Origin of the sequence: Streptomyces anulatus (assembly GCF_014650675.1) — a bacterium.
Taxonomy (GTDB): Bacteria; Actinomycetota; Actinomycetes; order Streptomycetales; family Streptomycetaceae; genus Streptomyces; species Streptomyces anulatus.
Genome location: NZ_BMVK01000002.1, coordinates 193,772 through 209,979, shown reverse-complemented (window position 1 = coordinate 209,979; position 16,208 = coordinate 193,772). Strand labels below are relative to the sequence as shown.

At 71.6% G+C, this 16,208-nt stretch carries 10 protein-coding genes; 6 read left to right on the top strand and 4 right to left on the bottom strand.

Features of this window, described 5'->3' with window-relative positions:
• Positions 1-39 precede the first annotated feature (39 nt).
• The 5 genes from IE272_RS05625 to IE272_RS05605 all read left to right on the top strand — a co-directional run bounded on the left by IE272_RS05625 (position 40) and on the right by IE272_RS05605 (position 4,790).
• On the top strand, positions 40-1,404 hold the full coding sequence (locus tag IE272_RS05625; protein WP_050360352.1) for a cation:dicarboxylate symporter family transporter: 1,365 nt from the start codon (positions 40-42) through the stop codon (positions 1,402-1,404).
• Between the two features lie 225 nt (positions 1,405-1,629).
• Entirely contained in the window at positions 1,630-2,925 is a 1,296-nt protein-coding gene (locus tag IE272_RS05620) for an LAETG motif-containing sortase-dependent surface protein (RefSeq protein WP_057665838.1), read from the top strand.
• A gap of 117 nt (positions 2,926-3,042) precedes the next feature.
• On the top strand, positions 3,043-3,453 hold the full coding sequence (locus tag IE272_RS05615) for a MerR family transcriptional regulator (protein ID WP_190006392.1): 411 nt from the start codon (positions 3,043-3,045) through the stop codon (positions 3,451-3,453).
• Positions 3,450-3,845, top strand: coding sequence for a thioredoxin (trxA, locus tag IE272_RS05610; protein ID WP_190006391.1), 396 nt, complete (start codon positions 3,450-3,452; stop codon positions 3,843-3,845). Before IE272_RS05615 ends, trxA begins: the two co-directional genes overlap by 4 nt.
• 51 nt (positions 3,846-3,896) lie before the next feature.
• A complete protein-coding gene (locus IE272_RS05605) occupies positions 3,897-4,790 on the top strand; it encodes an NAD(P)-dependent oxidoreductase (RefSeq protein WP_050360348.1) in 894 nt (297 codons plus the stop codon).
• A 79-nt stretch (positions 4,791-4,869) separates the two neighbouring features.
• Here IE272_RS05605 and glgB read toward each other — a convergent pair whose 3' ends face one another.
• From glgB to IE272_RS05585, 4 genes are all read right to left on the bottom strand, one after another.
• Entirely contained in the window at positions 4,870-7,299 is a 2,430-nt protein-coding gene (glgB, locus tag IE272_RS05600) for a 1,4-alpha-glucan branching enzyme (protein ID WP_190006390.1), read from the bottom strand.
• A 135-nt stretch (positions 7,300-7,434) separates the two neighbouring features.
• Positions 7,435-8,856 carry a maltokinase N-terminal cap-like domain-containing protein gene (locus IE272_RS05595; protein WP_057665842.1) on the bottom strand — a complete coding sequence of 474 codons (1,422 nt, stop codon included), beginning with the start codon at positions 8,854-8,856 and terminating at the stop codon, positions 7,435-7,437.
• A gap of 234 nt (positions 8,857-9,090) precedes the next feature.
• Positions 9,091-10,797, bottom strand: coding sequence for a maltose alpha-D-glucosyltransferase (gene treS, locus IE272_RS05590; protein WP_047178879.1), 1,707 nt, complete (start codon positions 10,795-10,797; stop codon positions 9,091-9,093).
• On the bottom strand, positions 10,794-12,812 hold the full coding sequence (locus IE272_RS05585) for an alpha-1,4-glucan--maltose-1-phosphate maltosyltransferase (RefSeq protein WP_056703903.1): 2,019 nt from the start codon (positions 12,810-12,812) through the stop codon (positions 10,794-10,796). The genes treS and IE272_RS05585 overlap by 4 nt, the downstream gene beginning before the upstream one ends.
• A 685-nt stretch (positions 12,813-13,497) precedes the next feature.
• Here IE272_RS05585 and glgP point away from each other — a divergent pair.
• Positions 13,498-16,167 (top strand): alpha-glucan family phosphorylase, encoded by a 2,670-nt coding sequence (gene glgP, locus IE272_RS05580; protein WP_190006389.1) that lies wholly within the window; start codon positions 13,498-13,500, stop codon positions 16,165-16,167.
• Positions 16,168-16,208: the final 41 nt, after the last annotated feature.

Sequence of the window (16,208 nt, the reverse complement as noted above, 5' to 3'; positions counted from 1 at the left end):
AGGGACGGGGGCGTCGTGACCGAGCCGAGGAGCCCCACCATGGCTGTGGCAGCCAAACAACGGGACCGCACCCACTACCTGTACATCGCCGTGATCGCCGCCGTGGCGCTCGGCATCCTGGTGGGCTTCGCGGCCCCCGGGGTGGCCGTCGAGCTGAAGCCCATCGGCGCCGGCTTCGTGAACCTGATCAAGATGATGATCTCGCCGATCATCTTCTGCACGATCGTGCTGGGCGTCGGCTCGGTCCGCAAGGCCGCCAAGGTCGGCGCGGTCGGCGGTCTGGCGCTGGGCTACTTCCTGGTCATGTCGACCGTGGCCCTCGCCATCGGCCTGCTCGTCGGCAACGTCCTGGAGCCCGGCTCCACCCTCCACATCACCGAGCAGGCGCGGGCCGCCGGCGAGGCACAGGCGTCCGGCGCGAGCGAGTCCACCGTGGACTTCCTGCTCGGCATCATCCCGACGACGATCGTCTCCGCCTTCACCGCGGGCGAGGTCCTCCAGACCCTGCTCGTCGCGCTGCTCGCGGGCTTCGCGCTCCAGGCGATGGGCTCGACCGGCGAGCCGATCATCCGCGGCATCACCCACATCCAGCGCCTCGTCTTCCGCATTCTCGCCATGATCATGTGGGCCGCCCCGGTCGGCGCGTTCGGCGCGATCGCCGCGGTGGTCGGCGAGACCGGCCTCGACGCCCTGAAGTCCCTGGCGATCATCATGATCGGCTTCTACGTCACCTGCGCGCTGTTCGTCTTCGTGGTGCTCGGCGCGATCCTGCGCCTGGTCGCCGGGGTGAACCTGTTCTCGCTGCTGAAGTACCTGGGCCGCGAGTTCCTGCTCATCCTGTCCACCTCCTCCTCGGAGTCGGCCCTGCCGCGGCTGATCGCGAAGATGGAGCACCTGGGCGTCAGCAAGCCCGTCGTCGGCATCACCGTGCCGACCGGCTACTCCTTCAACCTCGACGGCACCGCGATCTACCTCACGATGTCCTCGCTGTTCATCGCCAACGCGATGGGCGACCCGCTGAGCGCGAGCGAGCAGATCTCGCTGCTGGTCTTCATGGTCATCGCCTCGAAGGGCGCGGCGGGCGTGACCGGCGCGGGTCTGGCGACCCTGGCCGGCGGACTCCAGTCGCACCGCCCCGAACTCGTCGACGGCGTCGGCCTGATCGTCGGCATCGACCGCTTCATGAGCGAGGCCCGCGCGCTGACGAACTTCGCGGGCAACGCGGTCGCCACGGTGCTGGTCGGCCACTGGACCAAGGAGATCGACAAGGACCGGGTAAACGAGGTGCTGGCCGGCCGGGTCCCGTTCGACGAGAAGACCCTCGTCGACGACCACGCCCCGGCAGGCGGCTCCGGAGAGGTCCCCGAGCAGCGGGACACCCCCGGGCAGCCCGTCAAGGTCTGACCCCGCGGCTTCCTCGCATCGCCCCACAGCCACTGCGGCACCCCCCCCACCCGAGGACACCCGTACCCCCGGTACGGGTGTCCTCGGTCCGTGTCCGGTACTGGTGCCTTGTGTCCGTGTTCTGTCACGACCGCTCAGGTCGGCACAACCCTCCTCGTCCGGCACCGGTCTTGAGAGGTGAAGGACCGCAGTCAGCCCGCGAGCCCCCACGACCGAAGGATTTCCATGCGCATCCCCCCTTCCCGCAGCCGTACCCTGCGCGGCGGGACCGCCGCCGTAGCCGCCGCAGCGCTGGTGGCGCTGGGCGCCGTGCCGGCGCTCGCCGCCGAGGCGGAGCCGGATCTCGGCGTCGGAACGATCGCGCCGGTCGAGGGGGTTCAGCCCGGAAGCTCGTTCTCCACCCCGCTCACCTTCCTCAACAAGGGGACGGAGGAGGTGCCCTCGGCCTGGGTGACGTACGCCGTGTCGCCGGGCCTCAAGGCGGACGAGACGCACAAGAACTGCACGTACTACACGATCAACTCCTACGACGAGATGCCCGAGTCGAACGTCGCCTCCTGCAAGATCGACCAGCCGCTGAAGCCCGGCGTCGTCTACGGCACGGCGAAGCCCGTCTCGGTCAAGGCGCTCGGCTCCGCGTTCCGCGACGACCTGCGGGTGACGATCGGCGTCCACGAGCCCGGCCCGGACGACGGCGGCTCCTCCGAGCCGGTGCCCGGCACCGGCGACCCGCTCACGCTCGTGGAGAAGGGCCCGGCCACCGACGCCGACCGGAAGAACCACCCCGAGTCCTTCGCCCGGGCCGGTGTCACCGCCGCCAACACCGCCGACTTCGCCCTGACCGGCGCGGAGCTGAAGGGGAAGGTCGGCGAGAAGGTCACCGCGACGGTGAAGTTCGCCAACAAGGGACCCGCTCGTGTGCAGGGCGCCCTCGACGAGAGCGTCACCACGGTCGACATCCGCATCCCGAAGGGCACGTCCGTGGTCAAGCCCCACGGCTACTGCGAGGCCGTCACCAAGACCCACTACCGCTGCGGCACCTCGCAGTCCTGGGTCGACGTGAACCGCGGCGAGAGCTACCCCTTCGTCCTGCGCATCGACAAGGCGGTCGGCCGTACCACCGGCGAGGTCTCCTTCAGCGGACAGGAGCGCCCCTTCGACCGGAACGCCGAGAACGACACCGCGCAGATCGTGGTCGACACGGGCAAGGACGAGGGCACGGCAGGCTCCTCGGGCTCCAACGGTTCCTCCGGCTCCACCGGAGGCTCCTCGTCCACTGGCGGCTCCGGCTCCACCGGCTCCACGAGCACCACCGGCGGGACCGGCACCACCGGCGGCTCCGCCGACACGGGCGGCTCGACGACCGGCGGCGCGACCCCGCAGACGACCGGCGGCGGCAACCTCGCCGCGACCGGCTCGGACTCCACCGCGCCGCTCGCCGGCATGGCGGCCGCGGCGGTCGCCGCGGGCGGCGGCATCATCTGGGCCGTACGCCGACGGTCGGCGGCCCGCGCCAACTGACGGCGCTGCACTCCGCCCGGCCCGGGGCAGACGCCCCGGCCCGAGGCGGACAACCTGATCTGACGCCGACGCCGACGCCCTTGCGTTGACGTCGGCGTCAAGGAATACGTTCGTCCCATGCGAATCGGGGAGCTGGCCGAGCAGGCCGGGACGACGACGCGGACGCTCCGCTACTACGAGTCGCGCGGGCTGCTGCCCGCGCGGCGAGCGGAGAACGGCTACCGCAGCTACGACGAGGGCGACCTGCGCCTCCTCCAGCAGATCCGGACCCTGCAGGACTTCGGGTTCGACCTGGAGGAGACCAGGCCCTTCGTCGACTGCCTGCGCGCCGGCCACCCGGCCGGGGACACCTGTCCCGCCTCGCTCGCCGTCTACCGGAGCAAGCTCGACGAGCTGGACGCGCTGATCGGCCGGCTCGCGTCGGTGCGCGCCGAGGTCGGCGCACAGCTCGCCCGAGCCGAACTGGAGGCGTCGGCCGACCTGCCCGGTGGACCGGCGCCCCGCTGCGAACTGGGAGGACACCCATGATCAGGACCGAAGGCGTCACCGACGTCACCGAGGAGACCTTCGCGGCGGAGGTGCTGGAATCCGCACTGCCCGTGCTGGTCCAGTTCACCGCCGACTGGTGCGGCCCCTGCCGCCAACTCGCTCCGGTGCTGGGCGAGATCGCCCGTGAGGAGGCCGACCGGATCAGGATCGTCCAGCTCGACGTCGACCGCGAGACCGCGGTCTCCGTACGGTACGGCGTGCTGGCGACACCGACCCTCATGGTCTTCCGGGCGGGCGAGCCGGTGCGGTCGATCGTCGGCGCCCGGCCGAAGCGGAGGCTGCTCCAGGAGCTGGAGGACGTCCTCGCCCCGGTCGGCTCCACCGACCCGGACCGCACCGACCTGGATGCTTTCCCGGAAGTGCGTATCTGACAGTCAAGTGGGTTCTGGTCAGACCCTGTTCGCCCGCCCAGCATGGTTCCCATGACGCAAGCGAACACGACCACCGAACCCACCCCCGTCACCGTCCTCGGCCTCGGCGACATGGGCCGCGCCCTGGCCGGCGCCTTCCTGGCCGCCGGTCACCCCACCACCGTCTGGAACCGTTCCCCCGGAAAGGGCGAGGACCTCGTGGAGCGGGGCGCGGTCCGGGCCGCCTCCGCCGAGGAGGCCGTACGGGCGAGCGGACTCGTCGTGGTCTGCCTCGTCGACTACGACGCCTCCGACGCGGTCCTGGAACCGCTGGCCGGGGCACTGGCGGGGCGCGTCCTGGTCAACCTCACCTCGGACACCCCGGCCCGTTCGCGGCAGGCCGCCGCCTGGGCCGAGAAGCACTCCCTGGCCTACCTCGACGGGGCGATCATGGTGCCGGTCGACGTGGTCGGCTCGGCGGAGGCGCTGGTGTTCCACTCCGGCGACCGGGCCGCGTTCGAGGCGCACGAGTCCACCCTCAAGGCGCTCGGCGCGCCCGCCACCTTCCTCGGCGAGGACCACGGGCTCGCCGCCGCCTACGACATGGCGATGCTGGACTTCTTCTACGGGGCCATGGGCGGTCTCGTCCACGCCTTCGCGCTGGCCCGTGCGGAGGGCATCGACGGCGCGTCGCTCGCCCCGTACCTCAACACGATCGCGGGCATCCTGCCGCCGATCGCCGCGTACACGGCGAAGGACATCGACACGCGTACGTACGCGGGCGAGGGCGCCAACCTCGCCATGATGGCGGCCAGCGTCGACCACATCCTGCACACCGCGAAGGACCGCGGCCTGGACGTCTCGCAGCTCGCCGCTCTCAAGGGCGTCACCGACCGGGCGATCGCCCGGGGCCACGGCTCCGAGTCCTGGTCGAGCATCGTCGAGGTGATGGCCGCCGATCACTGACCCGCCGTCGACGGGGGAGGGGCCCGCACCACGTCGTCATCGACGCGGTACGGGCCCCGGGGCCGTTCACACCGGGCGGCTACGCCGGGCGGAACCACACCGTCGCCAGCGGCGGCAGCGTCAGCGAGATGCTGCACGGGCGGCCGTGCGCGGGCACCGCCTCCGCCTTCAGCGGCTCCTCGTTGCGCACGTCGCCGCCGCCGTAACGGGCCGCGTCGGTGTTCAAGACCTCCACCCAGCCCTCCGCGCCGGTCTCCGGCACCCCGAGGCGGTAGTCGCTCCGGACCGCCGGGGAGAAGTGGGAGACCGCGAGCAGCGGGGAGCCGTCCGCGTCGTACCGCAGGAAAGCGAACACGTTGTCCTCGGCCGCGCCGCCGTCCACCCAGCTGAACCCCTCCGGCACCGTGTCGCGCTGCCACAGCGCGGGCACCGCCCCGTACACCGCGTTCAGGTCGCCGACCAGGGTCCGCACCCCGCGGTGGTCGCCGGACGCCCCGTACGACGGATCCAGCAGCCACCAGTCCGGCCCGTGTCCCTCCGACCACTCCGCCCCCTGGGCGAACTCCTGCCCCATGAACAGGAGTTGCTTACCGGGGTGGGCCCACATGAAGCCCAGGTAGGCGCGGTGGTTGGCGCGCTGCTGCCACCAGTCGCCCGGCATCTTGGTCACCAGCGCCTGCTTGCCGTGCACCACCTCGTCGTGCGAGATCGGCAGCACGTAGTTCTCGCTGTACGCGTACACCATCGAGAACGTCATCTCGTTGTGGTGGTACTTGCGGTGGATCGGCTCCTTGGCGACGTACTGGAGCGAGTCGTGCATCCAGCCCATGTTCCACTTCAGCCCGAAGCCCAGCCCCCCGCCGTCGGTGGGCCGGGTGACGCCGTCCCAGGCGGTGGACTCCTCGGCGATGGTGACGACACCGGGGTTGCGGCGGTAGACCGTCGCGTTCATCTCCTGGAGGAAGGAGACCGCGTCCAGGTTCTCCCGGCCGCCGAACTCGTTGGGCGACCACTGGCCGTCCTCGCGGGAGTAGTCGAGGTAGAGCATCGAGGCCACCGCGTCGACCCGGAGCCCGTCGATGTGGAACTCCTCGCACCAGTACGTGGCGTTGGCGACCAGGAAGTTGCGGACCTCCGTGCGGCCGTAGTCGAACTCCAGCGTCCCCCAGTCCGGGTGCGCCGCGCGCTGCGGGTCGGAGTGCTCGTACAGCGGGCGCCCGTCGAACTCGGCCAGCGCCCAGTCGTCGCGCGGGAAGTGCGCCGGAACCCAGTCCATGATCACGCCGATGCCCGCCCGGTGCAGGGCGTCCACCAGGAAGCGGAAGTCGTCCGGGGTCCCCATCCGCGAGGTCGGCGCGTAGAACCCGGTGACCTGATAGCCCCAGGAGCCGCCAAAGGGATGCTCGGAGACCGGCATCAGCTCCACGTGCGTGAAACCCAGGTCCTTGACGTACGCCGGGAGCTGTTCGGCGAGCTGGCGATACGTCAACCCGGGTCGCCAGGAGGCGAGATGGACCTCGTACACCGAGAACGGGGCCTCGTGGACGGGCCGGTCGCCCCGGTGGGCCATCCAGTCCGAGTCCTGCCACTCGTGGTGCGACGCGGTGACGATCGAGGCGGTCGCGGGCGGCACCTCGGTGCGCCGGGCCATCGGGTCCGCCCGCACCGTGTGCGAACCGTCCGGGCGGCAGATGTCGTACTTGTACAGCGTGCCCTCGCCGACCCCGGGCAGGAACAGCTCCCACACCCCGGTCGAGCCGAGCGAACGCATCGGGAAGCCGGTGCCGTCCCAGTAGTTGAAGTCACCGGTGATCCGCACGCCGCGCGCGTTCGGAGCCCAGAGGGTGAACCGGGTCCCGGCCACCCCCTGGTGCTCCATCGGCTCCGCGCCGAGCGCCCGCCACAGCTCCTCGTGGCGGCCCTCGCCGATCAGGTGCAGATCGAGTTCGCCGATCGCGGGCCAGAAGCGGTACGGGTCCCCCACCTCGATGGTGTTGTCGTCGTACGCCACTTCGAGGCGGTACGCGGGGGCCTCCGGCACCGGCAGCACACCGGAGAAGAAGCCGTCGCCGTCGTCGTGCAGTTCGGCCCGCAGTCCGGTCGCCAGCACCGTGACGGACCGCGCGAACGGCCGGAGCGCCCGCACCAGCACCCCGCCGGGGATCGGGTGCGCGCCGAGCACGTCGTGCGGCGCGTGGTGGTCGCCGGCCAGCAGCCGGCCGCGGTCCGCGCCGTCCAGGGCCGGTGCGGGGCGGGCGCCCTGGCCGTCCCCGGCCTGCCGGGGACGCGGCGGGCCCGCGTCGGCGCGCCGGGGCCGGACGCGCCCGGCGGGCGGCGCGGCAGCGGTGCCGGAGGCGCGCGCCGGCGTGGCCACCACGTCCACGGAGGCTTCGACAGCGGCTTCGACAGCGGCGTCGACGGGGGCTTCGACCGGCGCCTCGGCCGGGACCTCGACGGGAACTTCGGCGGTCTTGCGGGATGCCTTGCGGGACGGTTTGCGGGCGGTCACAGGGACTGCCTCCTCGGAGGTGAAGGGGGGAGAAGCAAGGGGGAAGAGGGAGAAGAGGGGAGAAGCGGGGAGAAGCGGGGTGGACGGGAGTGCCGGGGAGAGGACGGTGGCCGCCGGGGGCGGGAGGAGTCCGGATCAGGCCGCGGCGGACCGGGCCAGCCGCTGGATGGCCGCCATCGGAACCGGCAGCCAGTCGGGGCGGTGCCGGGCCTCGTACAGCACCTCGTACACGGCCTTGTCGGTCTCATGGGCGCGCAGCAGCTCCGGTTCGCCGCGCGGGTCCCGGCCCGACGCCTGCGCGTAGCCCTCGCAGTAGGCGGCACGGCAGCGGGCCGCCCACTCCGGGTTCCACGGGCGGTGCGAGCGGGCCGCGTAGTCGAAGGACCGCAGCATGCCCGCGACATCGCGGACCGGTGGCGCGGGCATGCGGCGCTCGGGCAGCGGGCGGGCCGGTTCGCCCTCGAAGTCGATCAGCGACCAGAAGCCGTCGGCGGAGCGCAGCGTCTGCCCGAGGTGGAGGTCGCCGTGCACCCGCTGCTGGGCCCAGCCGCTGCCCCGGACGCCGAGGTCCGTCACCGCCTCGAACGCGGCGCGCAGTCCGGGGACGTGCGGCACGAGCGCCGGGACCGCCTGGGCGGCCGCCTCCAGCCGCCGGGTCATCTCCGCGACGAGCTGCCGGGTCTGGGTGCCGCGCAGCGCCGGGGTCGGCAGCGCGGCGGCGAGCGCGGTGTGCACCTCGGCGGTGGCCCGGCCCAGCGCCCGCGCCTCGGGCAGGAAGTCGCGGCCCGCGGCGAGCGCGGCCAGCGCGAGCTGCCAGCCGTCGCGCGCGCCGTGCAGGAAGGGCTGGAGGACGCCGAGGGTGAGCGGTTCGGGGCCGGGCGCCTCGAACCAGGCGACCGGGGCCGGTACCCGCTCGCACCCCTCGCCGCCGAGGGCCAGAGGCAGTTCCAGGTCCGGGTTGGTGCCCGGGAAGACGCGCCGGAAGATCTTGAGGATGAACGCGTCCCCGTAGACGAGCGAGGAGTTGGACTGTTCGGCGTCCAGCACCCGGGGCGTGAGACCGGCCGGGATCGCGGCGGTCCGCTCGAAGCGCAGTGAGCCGAGGCTCCCGGGGCGGCGGAAGCGTTCCAGCAGCACATCGGCCAGCCGGGGGTCGTGCAGCGCGTCGTAGACGACCCGTCCGGCGAGCGGGCCCCGTTCCACCCGGCCGATCAGCGCGCCCGCGAGCAGCGGTGGAAGTGACGTTCTTGCGCCGAGCAGCAGTTGGTAGCAGTCATCGGCGGGGCGGTCCTGCTGGGAGGGCTGCTCGACCCGCAGCAGCAGGTGCAGGAGTCCCGGGCCCGCCGCGCCGTCCAGCGGCAGCATCTCGGTGGCCGAGACCAGGGAGAAGCCGGTGACCGGCCGGCCCTTGCCGGCGAACCACCGCTGCCGGGGCAGCCAGGCGTGGAGCAGCGGGGCGAGGGACGGGAGCAGGGTCCCGTCCTGTGTACTGCTGGGAGTTGCGCTGTTCCTCGTGCTCTTCGCCAGGGCGACGTGAGTGGATGCAGCCTCCGACATGGCATCGCGTCCTTTCCCCGGGCACACCACAGGATGCGAAGAGTGTCCCGGATTGCGGCAATGGCTGTCCGGCTGTGCGGGACGTGTCGGGAGAGGAGAGTCCTTACGGACTCGAACGGCGGAACGGTGAAGGCCGGAGAAGGCGCTGGAACCGTGAAGGCCCGAGGCCTTTTCCTGGGGTCAGGGTGCCCCGTGCGGGTCGGTGGAAACCGTCCCGCACGGGGCGGGTGGACCTCAGGCCGGCGGCGCGTCCTTGCGCAGCCGGAACCAGTAGAAGCCGTGTCCCGCAAGGGTCAGCAGGTAGGGCCACTGGCCGATGGCCGGGAAGCGTACGCCACCGATCAGTTCCACCGGATGACGTCCGTCGAACGATCGCAGGTCCAGTTCCGTCGGCTGCGCGAACCGCGAGAAGTTGTGCACGCACAGGACGAGATCGTCCTTGTACTCGCGGGTGAACGCCAGCACCGCCGGGTTGGACGAGGGCAGTTCGGTGTACTCGCCGAGACCGAAGGCCGGATTCTGCTTCCGGATCTCGATCATCCGGCGGGTCCAGTGCAGCAGCGAGGACGGCGAGGCCATCGACGCCTCGACGTTGGTGACCTGGTAGCCGTAGACCGGGTCCATGATCGTGGGGAGGTAGAGCCGGCCCGGATCACTGGAGGAGAACCCGGCGTTGCGGTCGGGCGTCCACTGCATCGGGGTGCGCACCGCGTCCCGGTCGCCCAGCCAGATGTTGTCGCCCATCCCGATCTCGTCCCCGTAGTAGAGGATCGGGGAGCCGGGCAGCGACAGCAGCAGCGCGGTGAACAGCTCGATCTGGTTGCGGTCGTTGTCCAGCAGTGGGGCCAGGCGCCGCCGGATGCCGATGTTGGCGCGCATCCGCGGGTCCTTGGCGTACTCCGCGTACATGTAGTCGCGTTCTTCGTCCGTGACCATTTCGAGGGTCAGCTCGTCGTGGTTGCGCAGGAAGATGCCCCACTGGCAGTTCTTCGGGATCTCCGGGGTCTTGGCCAGGATCTCGGAGACCGGGTAGCGGCTCTCGCGGCGGACCGCCATGAAGATCCGCGGCATCACGGGGAAGTGGAACGCCATGTGGCACTCGTCGCCGCCCTGCTCGTAGTCGCCGAAGTAGTCGACGACGTCCTCCGGCCACTGGTTGGCCTCGGCGAGGAGCACGGTGTCCGGGTAGTTGGCGTCGATCTCCTTGCGGACCCGCTTGAGGAAGTGGTGGGTCTCGGGGAGGTTCTCGCAGTTGGTGCCCTCGCGCTGGTAGAGGTAGGGCACCGCGTCGACCCGGAAGCCGTCGATGCCCAGGTCCAGCCAGAAGCGCAGGGCCGCCAGGATCTCCTCCTGGACCGCCGGGTTCTCGTAGTTGAGGTCCGGCTGGTGGGAGAAGAAGCGGTGCCAGTAGTACTGCTTGCGCACCGGGTCGAAGGTCCAGTTGGACGTCTCGGTGTCGACGAAGATGATCCGGGCGTCCTGGAACTGCTTGTCGTCGTCCGCCCAGACGTAGTAGTCGCCGTACGGCCCGTCCGGGTCGGTGCGGGACTGCTGGAACCACTCGTGCTGATCGCTCGTGTGGTTCATGACGAAGTCGATGATGACGCGCATGCCCCGCTGGTGCGAGGCGTCCACGAACTCCACGAAGTCGGCGAGATCGCCGAACTCCGGCAGGACGGCGGTGTAGTCGGAGACGTCGTAGCCCCCGTCGCGCAGCGGCGACTTGAAGAACGGCGGCAGCCAGAGGCAGTCGACACCGAGCCACTGGAGATAGTCCAGTTTGGCGGTGATGCCCTTGAGGTCGCCGATTCCGTCGCCGTTGGAGTCCTGGAAGGACCGGACGAGCACCTCGTAGAAGACGGCGCGCTTGAACCAGTCGGGATCGCGGTCCTTGGCGGGAGTGTCCTCGAACGTGTCGTGGACAGGCTCATTGACGATCATGGTGTGGGTGACCCTCCGGTCGGCGGGGACGGTCGCAGGACGGCGATGTGCGCGGGCGTGATGCCCGGCTCTAGGCGCACATAGAAGGTCCTGCCCCAGTGGTAGGTATCGCCGGTGAGCTCGTCGCGCACCGGTACGCGCTCGTGCCATGAGAGGCCGAGCCGCTCCATGTCCAACGAGACCGTGGCCTCCTGGGTGTGGTGCGGGTCGAGGTTCACGACCACCAGAACGGTGTTCGCTCCGGAGCGCTTGCTGTAGGCGATCAGCGCTTCGTTGTCGGTGTGGTGGAAGTGGACGTCGCGCAGCTGCCGCAGAGCGGGGTTACGCCGGCGGATCCGGTTCAGCGAGGTGATCAGGGGGGTCAGCGTGCGGCCCTCGCGTTCCGCCGACTCCCAGTCCCTCGGGCGCAGTTCGTACTTCTCCGAGTGCAGGTACTCCTCGCTCCCCGGCTTGGCCGGAGTGTTCTCGCACAGCTCGAATCCCGCGTACACGCCCCAGGAAGGGGCCAGCGTCGCGGCCAGGACCGCCCGTGCCTCGAAGGCCGGGCGGCCGCCCTCCTGGAGGTAGCCGGGAAGGATGTCGGGGGTGTTCACGAAGAAGTTGGGCCGCATGTACGACGCGGCCTCGCCGGACAGCTCCGTGACGTACTCCGTGAGCTCCTGCTTGGTGTTGCGCCAGGTGAAGTAGGTGTACGACTGCTGGAAGCCGACCGCGCCCAGGGTGTGCATCATCGCCGGGCGGGTGAAGGCCTCCGCCAGGAAGACCACATCGGGGTCGGCGCCGTTGATCTCCTCGATGACCTTCTCCCAGAAGACCACCGGCTTGGTGTGCGGGTTGTCGACCCGGAAGATCCGCACGCCGCGGTCCATCCAGAAACGCAGGATGCGGACCGTCTCCGCCACCAGACCGCGCATGTCCTTGTCGAAGGCGATCGGATAGATGTCCTGGTACTTCTTCGGCGGGTTCTCGGCGTACGCGATCGAACCGTCGGGGCGGTGGTGGAACCAGTCCGGGTGCTCCTTGACCCACGGGTGGTCCGGCGAGCACTGGAGCGCGAAGTCCAGCGCGATCTCCATCCGCAGATTGCGGGCCACGGAGACGAAGTGGTCGAAGTCCTCCAGCGTGCCCAGCTCCGGGTGGACCGCGTCGTGCCCGCCGTCGGCCGAACCGATCGCCCACGGCACGCCCGGATCGTGCTCCCCGGGCGTCAGGCTGTTGTTCGGACCCTTGCGGTGGGCGGTCCCGATCGGATGGATCGGGGGCAGGTACACGACGTCGAACCCCATCGCGGCGACCGCCGGCAGCCGCTCGGCGGCCGTCCGGAAGGTGCCGCTCACCAGGCGGGTCTCCGCGTCCGGCGAGGTGTCCGCCGGGTCCACCGGCACCCGCTTCGCGCCCTCCGAGCGCGGGAACAGCTCGTACCACGACCCGAACAGCGCCCGCTCGCGCTCCACCCGCACCGCCAGCGGCTTGGAACGGGTGACCAGTTCGCGCAGCGGATACCGGGCCAGGACCGCGTCGGCGGCCGGGGTGAGGGCGGCGGCCAGCCGGGCGGCCGGCGGGTGGGCCGGGTCGCGCAGCGCGTCCACCGCGGCCAGCACCGCCTCCCGGCCGTGCTTCTTCGGCACGCCCGCCGCGGCCCGCTCCAGCAGCGCCGCGCCCTCCGCCAGCACCAGGTCCGTGTCGATGCCCGCCGGGATCTTGATCGCGGCGTGGTGCCGCCAGGTGGTGACCGGATCGCTCCAGGCCTCCACCGTGTACGTCCAGCGGCCCTCGGATCCCGGGGTGACGTCCGCCCCCCACCGGTCCGTCCCCGGCGCCAGCTCGCGCATCGGGGTCCACGGCCCGACCCGTCCGCTCGGATCGCGCAGCACGACGTTGGCGGCCACCGCGTCATGGCCTTCGCGGAAGACGGTGGCGCTGACCTGGAAGGTCTCACCGGCGACGGCCTTCGCCGCCCGTCTGCCGCAGTCGACGAGAGGACGGACGTCCAGGACGGGAATACGACCGATCATGGAATCACCTGAGGGCTGGAGGAGCTCGGCGTGCACGGGGGACGGCACGGGCGCGGAGGACCGACCGCGTGTGCCGCGAAGACGGGGATCTGTCCTTTGTAGCTGCTCAGCTGTCTGCTGACGGGCTGTGGGCATGGCCGCTCCTGTCCGCGTTCACTCGAATGGCACTCGAATGGGTGGGTCGCGGGGGTTTCGTGCATGTTTCCGGATGCACGGAGAACGTCTGCGGGCCGGGTCGTGCCGCGTACCGGGGAAGCCTTCCCCGCGTCCGAGGGTGGGAAATCCGGCGCTGTGTTAACTACTCGGTCGTAGCCGACCGCCCGGGCCCCGCCGCACGCGGCGCGCACGCCCCCGGTGGGCGAGGGGAGCCCGAGGCGCCTCCACGGGTTCCGGATACCCGCTCTGCGGCGACACACGGCAGCCTTCCCTGTGACAGGGAGGTCCACAAGGCTGCGTACGGGGGTGAAATCGGCCAAACCCCCAGGTGAGCGGAGTGACGGGGGAGCACGGGCGAGGTGGTTGGGGCGTCCGGGGGGAGGCGCGCGGCGGCCGGCCCCGGACCCAGTGAGCCGTCCGCGCGCCGTGGCAGGCGGCCACGGACGGCCGCTACCTTCAGGGGTGACGGAAGGGACGCACACCGTGGTGCGTCCGCCCGGATGCGCAAGTCCCCTGTAAAGGTGGAGCAGTGAAGGCCATTCGTCGATTCACCGTGCGTCCTGTCCTCCCCGAACCCCTCCGACCTCTCCACGACCTCGCGCTGAACCTGCGCTGGTCGTGGCACACCGAGACCCGTGAGCTCTTCCGGTCCGCCGACCCCGAGGGCTGGCGGCCCGCGGACGCCGACCCCGTACACCTGCTCGGCTCGCTGTCCGCCGGGCGGCTCGCCGAACTGGCCGGGGACGAGGAGTACCTCGGCCGCCTCGCCGGGGCCTCCGCCGACCTGGCCGAGTATCTGGAAGGCCCCCGCTGGTACCAGGAGCAGCGGGCCGCCGGAGCGGAACTCCCCTCCGCCGTCGCCTACTTCTCACCCGAATTCGGCGTCACCGCGGCGCTGCCCCAGTACAGCGGCGGCCTCGGCATCCTGGCGGGCGACCACCTCAAGGCCGCCAGCGACCTCGGCGTCCCGCTCATCGGCGTCGGTCTGCTCTACCGGCACGGCTACTTCCGCCAGACCCTCTCGCGTGAGGGCTGGCAGCAGGAGCACTATCCCGTCCTCGACCCCAACGAACTCCCGCTCGACCTGGTCCGCGAGGCCGACGGCGCCCCCGCCCGGGTGGTGCTCGCCCTGCCCGGCGGACGTTCGCTGCACGCCTGTATCTGGCTGGCCCGGGTCGGTCGTGTGCCGCTGCTCCTGCTCGACTCCGACGTCGAGGAGAACGCCCCCGGCGAACGCGACGTCACCGACCGGCTGTACGGCGGCGGCAGCGACCACCGCCTGCTCCAGGAGATGCTGCTCGGCATCGGCGGGGTGCGCGCGGTGCGCACCTGGTGCCGGCTGACCGGCACGCCGGAGCCCGAGGTGTTCCACACCAACGAGGGCCACGCCGGCTTCCTCGGTCTGGAGCGCATCCGCGAACTGGCCGCCACAGGGCTCGACTTCGACGCCGCCCTCGAAGTGGTCCGGGCCGGGACCGTGTTCACCACCCACACGCCGGTGCCCGCCGGGATAGACCGTTTCGACCGGGGGCTCGTCGCCCGCCACTTCGGCGACGACGGCGAGCTGGCCGGCGTCGGCGTCGAGAAGATCCTGCGGCTCGGCACCGAGACGTACCCCGGCGGCGAGCCGGAGCTGTTCAACATGGCGGTGATGGGACTCCGGCTCGCCCAGCGCGCCAACGGCGTCTCCACCCTGCACGGAGCCGTCAGCCGGGAGATGTTCTCCGGGCTCTGGCCGGGCTTCGACCCCGCCGAGGTGCCGATCACCTCCGTCACCAACGGGGTCCACGCACCGACCTGGGTCGCCCCCGAGGTGTTCCGGCTCGGCGCGGGCCAGGTCGGCGAGGGCCGCGCCCACCAGGTGCTGGCGGGCGGCCCGGTGGCCGACGAGGCGGACGGGACCACCGGCACGCCCCGCCGCTGGGACGCGGTGACCGGCATCGGCGACCAGGAGATCTGGGACCTGCGCCGTGAGCTGCGCGGCCAGTTGGTCACCGAGGTCCGCCGCAGGCTCTACGCCTCCTGGCGCCGGCGCGGCGCGGGCACCGCCGAGCTGGGCTGGATCGACGGCGTCCTCGACCCGGACGTCCTGACGATCGGCTTCGCCCGGCGCGTCCCCTCGTACAAGCGGCTCACGCTGATGCTGCGCGACCGCGACCGGCTGCGGTCGCTGCTGCTGCATCCGACCCGCCCGATCCAGATCGTCGTCGCGGGCAAGGCCCACCCCGCCGACGACGGCGGCAAGCGGCTGGTGCAGGAGCTGGTGCGGTTCGCGGACGACGCGGGGGTCCGCCACCGCATCGTCTTCCTCCCGGACTACGGGATGGGTATGGCGCAGAAGCTCTACCCGGGCTGCGACGTCTGGCTCAACAATCCGCTGCGTCCGCTGGAGGCGTGCGGCACGAGCGGGATGAAGGCGGCGCTGAACGGCTGCCTCAACCTGTCCGTGCGCGACGGCTGGTGGGACGAGTGGTTCGACCCTGACTTCGGCTGGGAGATCCCCACCGCCGACGGCTCGGCGATCGACGAGGACCGCCGCGACGAGCTGGAGTCGAACGCCCTGTACGCCCTGATCGAGGACCGCGTCGCCCCGCGCTTCTACGACCGGGGGGCCGGGGGGCTGCCCGACCGCTGGATCGAGATGGTCCGCTCCACCCTGGTCAACCTGGGGCCGCGGGTGCTCGCGGGGCGGATGGTGCGCGAGTACGTGGAGCGCCTGTACGCCCCCGCCGCGCAGTCCCGGCGGGCCCTGGATTCCGGGGCGGCGCGGGACCTTGCCCAGTGGAAGGCCAGGGTCCGGGCGGCCTGGCGCGGGGTCTCCGTCGACCATGTGGAGTCGGTGACCGACACCGCGGCGGGCGGCTCGGCGGAGCTCGGCGCCACCTTGGCGCTGCGGGTACGGATCGCGCTCGGCGGCCTGGACCCGGACGACGTGGAGGTCCAGGTGGTCGCGGGCCGGGTCGACGCGGGCGACGCCATCGCGGACGCCCAGGTCTTCCCGCTGAAGCCGGCGGGCGGTCAGGACCTGGAGGACCGCTGGCTGTACGAGGGGCCGCTCGCGCTGGACCGGACGGGACCGTACGGCTACACCGTGCGCATTCTGCCCGCCCACCCGCTGCTGGCCACCAGCGCCGAACTGGGCCTGGTCGCGCTGCCGGCCGAGGCAGCGGGGGAGGGCGCGGGCGTGCTGCTGCGCTGAGCGTGCGCCACGGCGGACCCGAGGGACCCGGCACCCGTGCG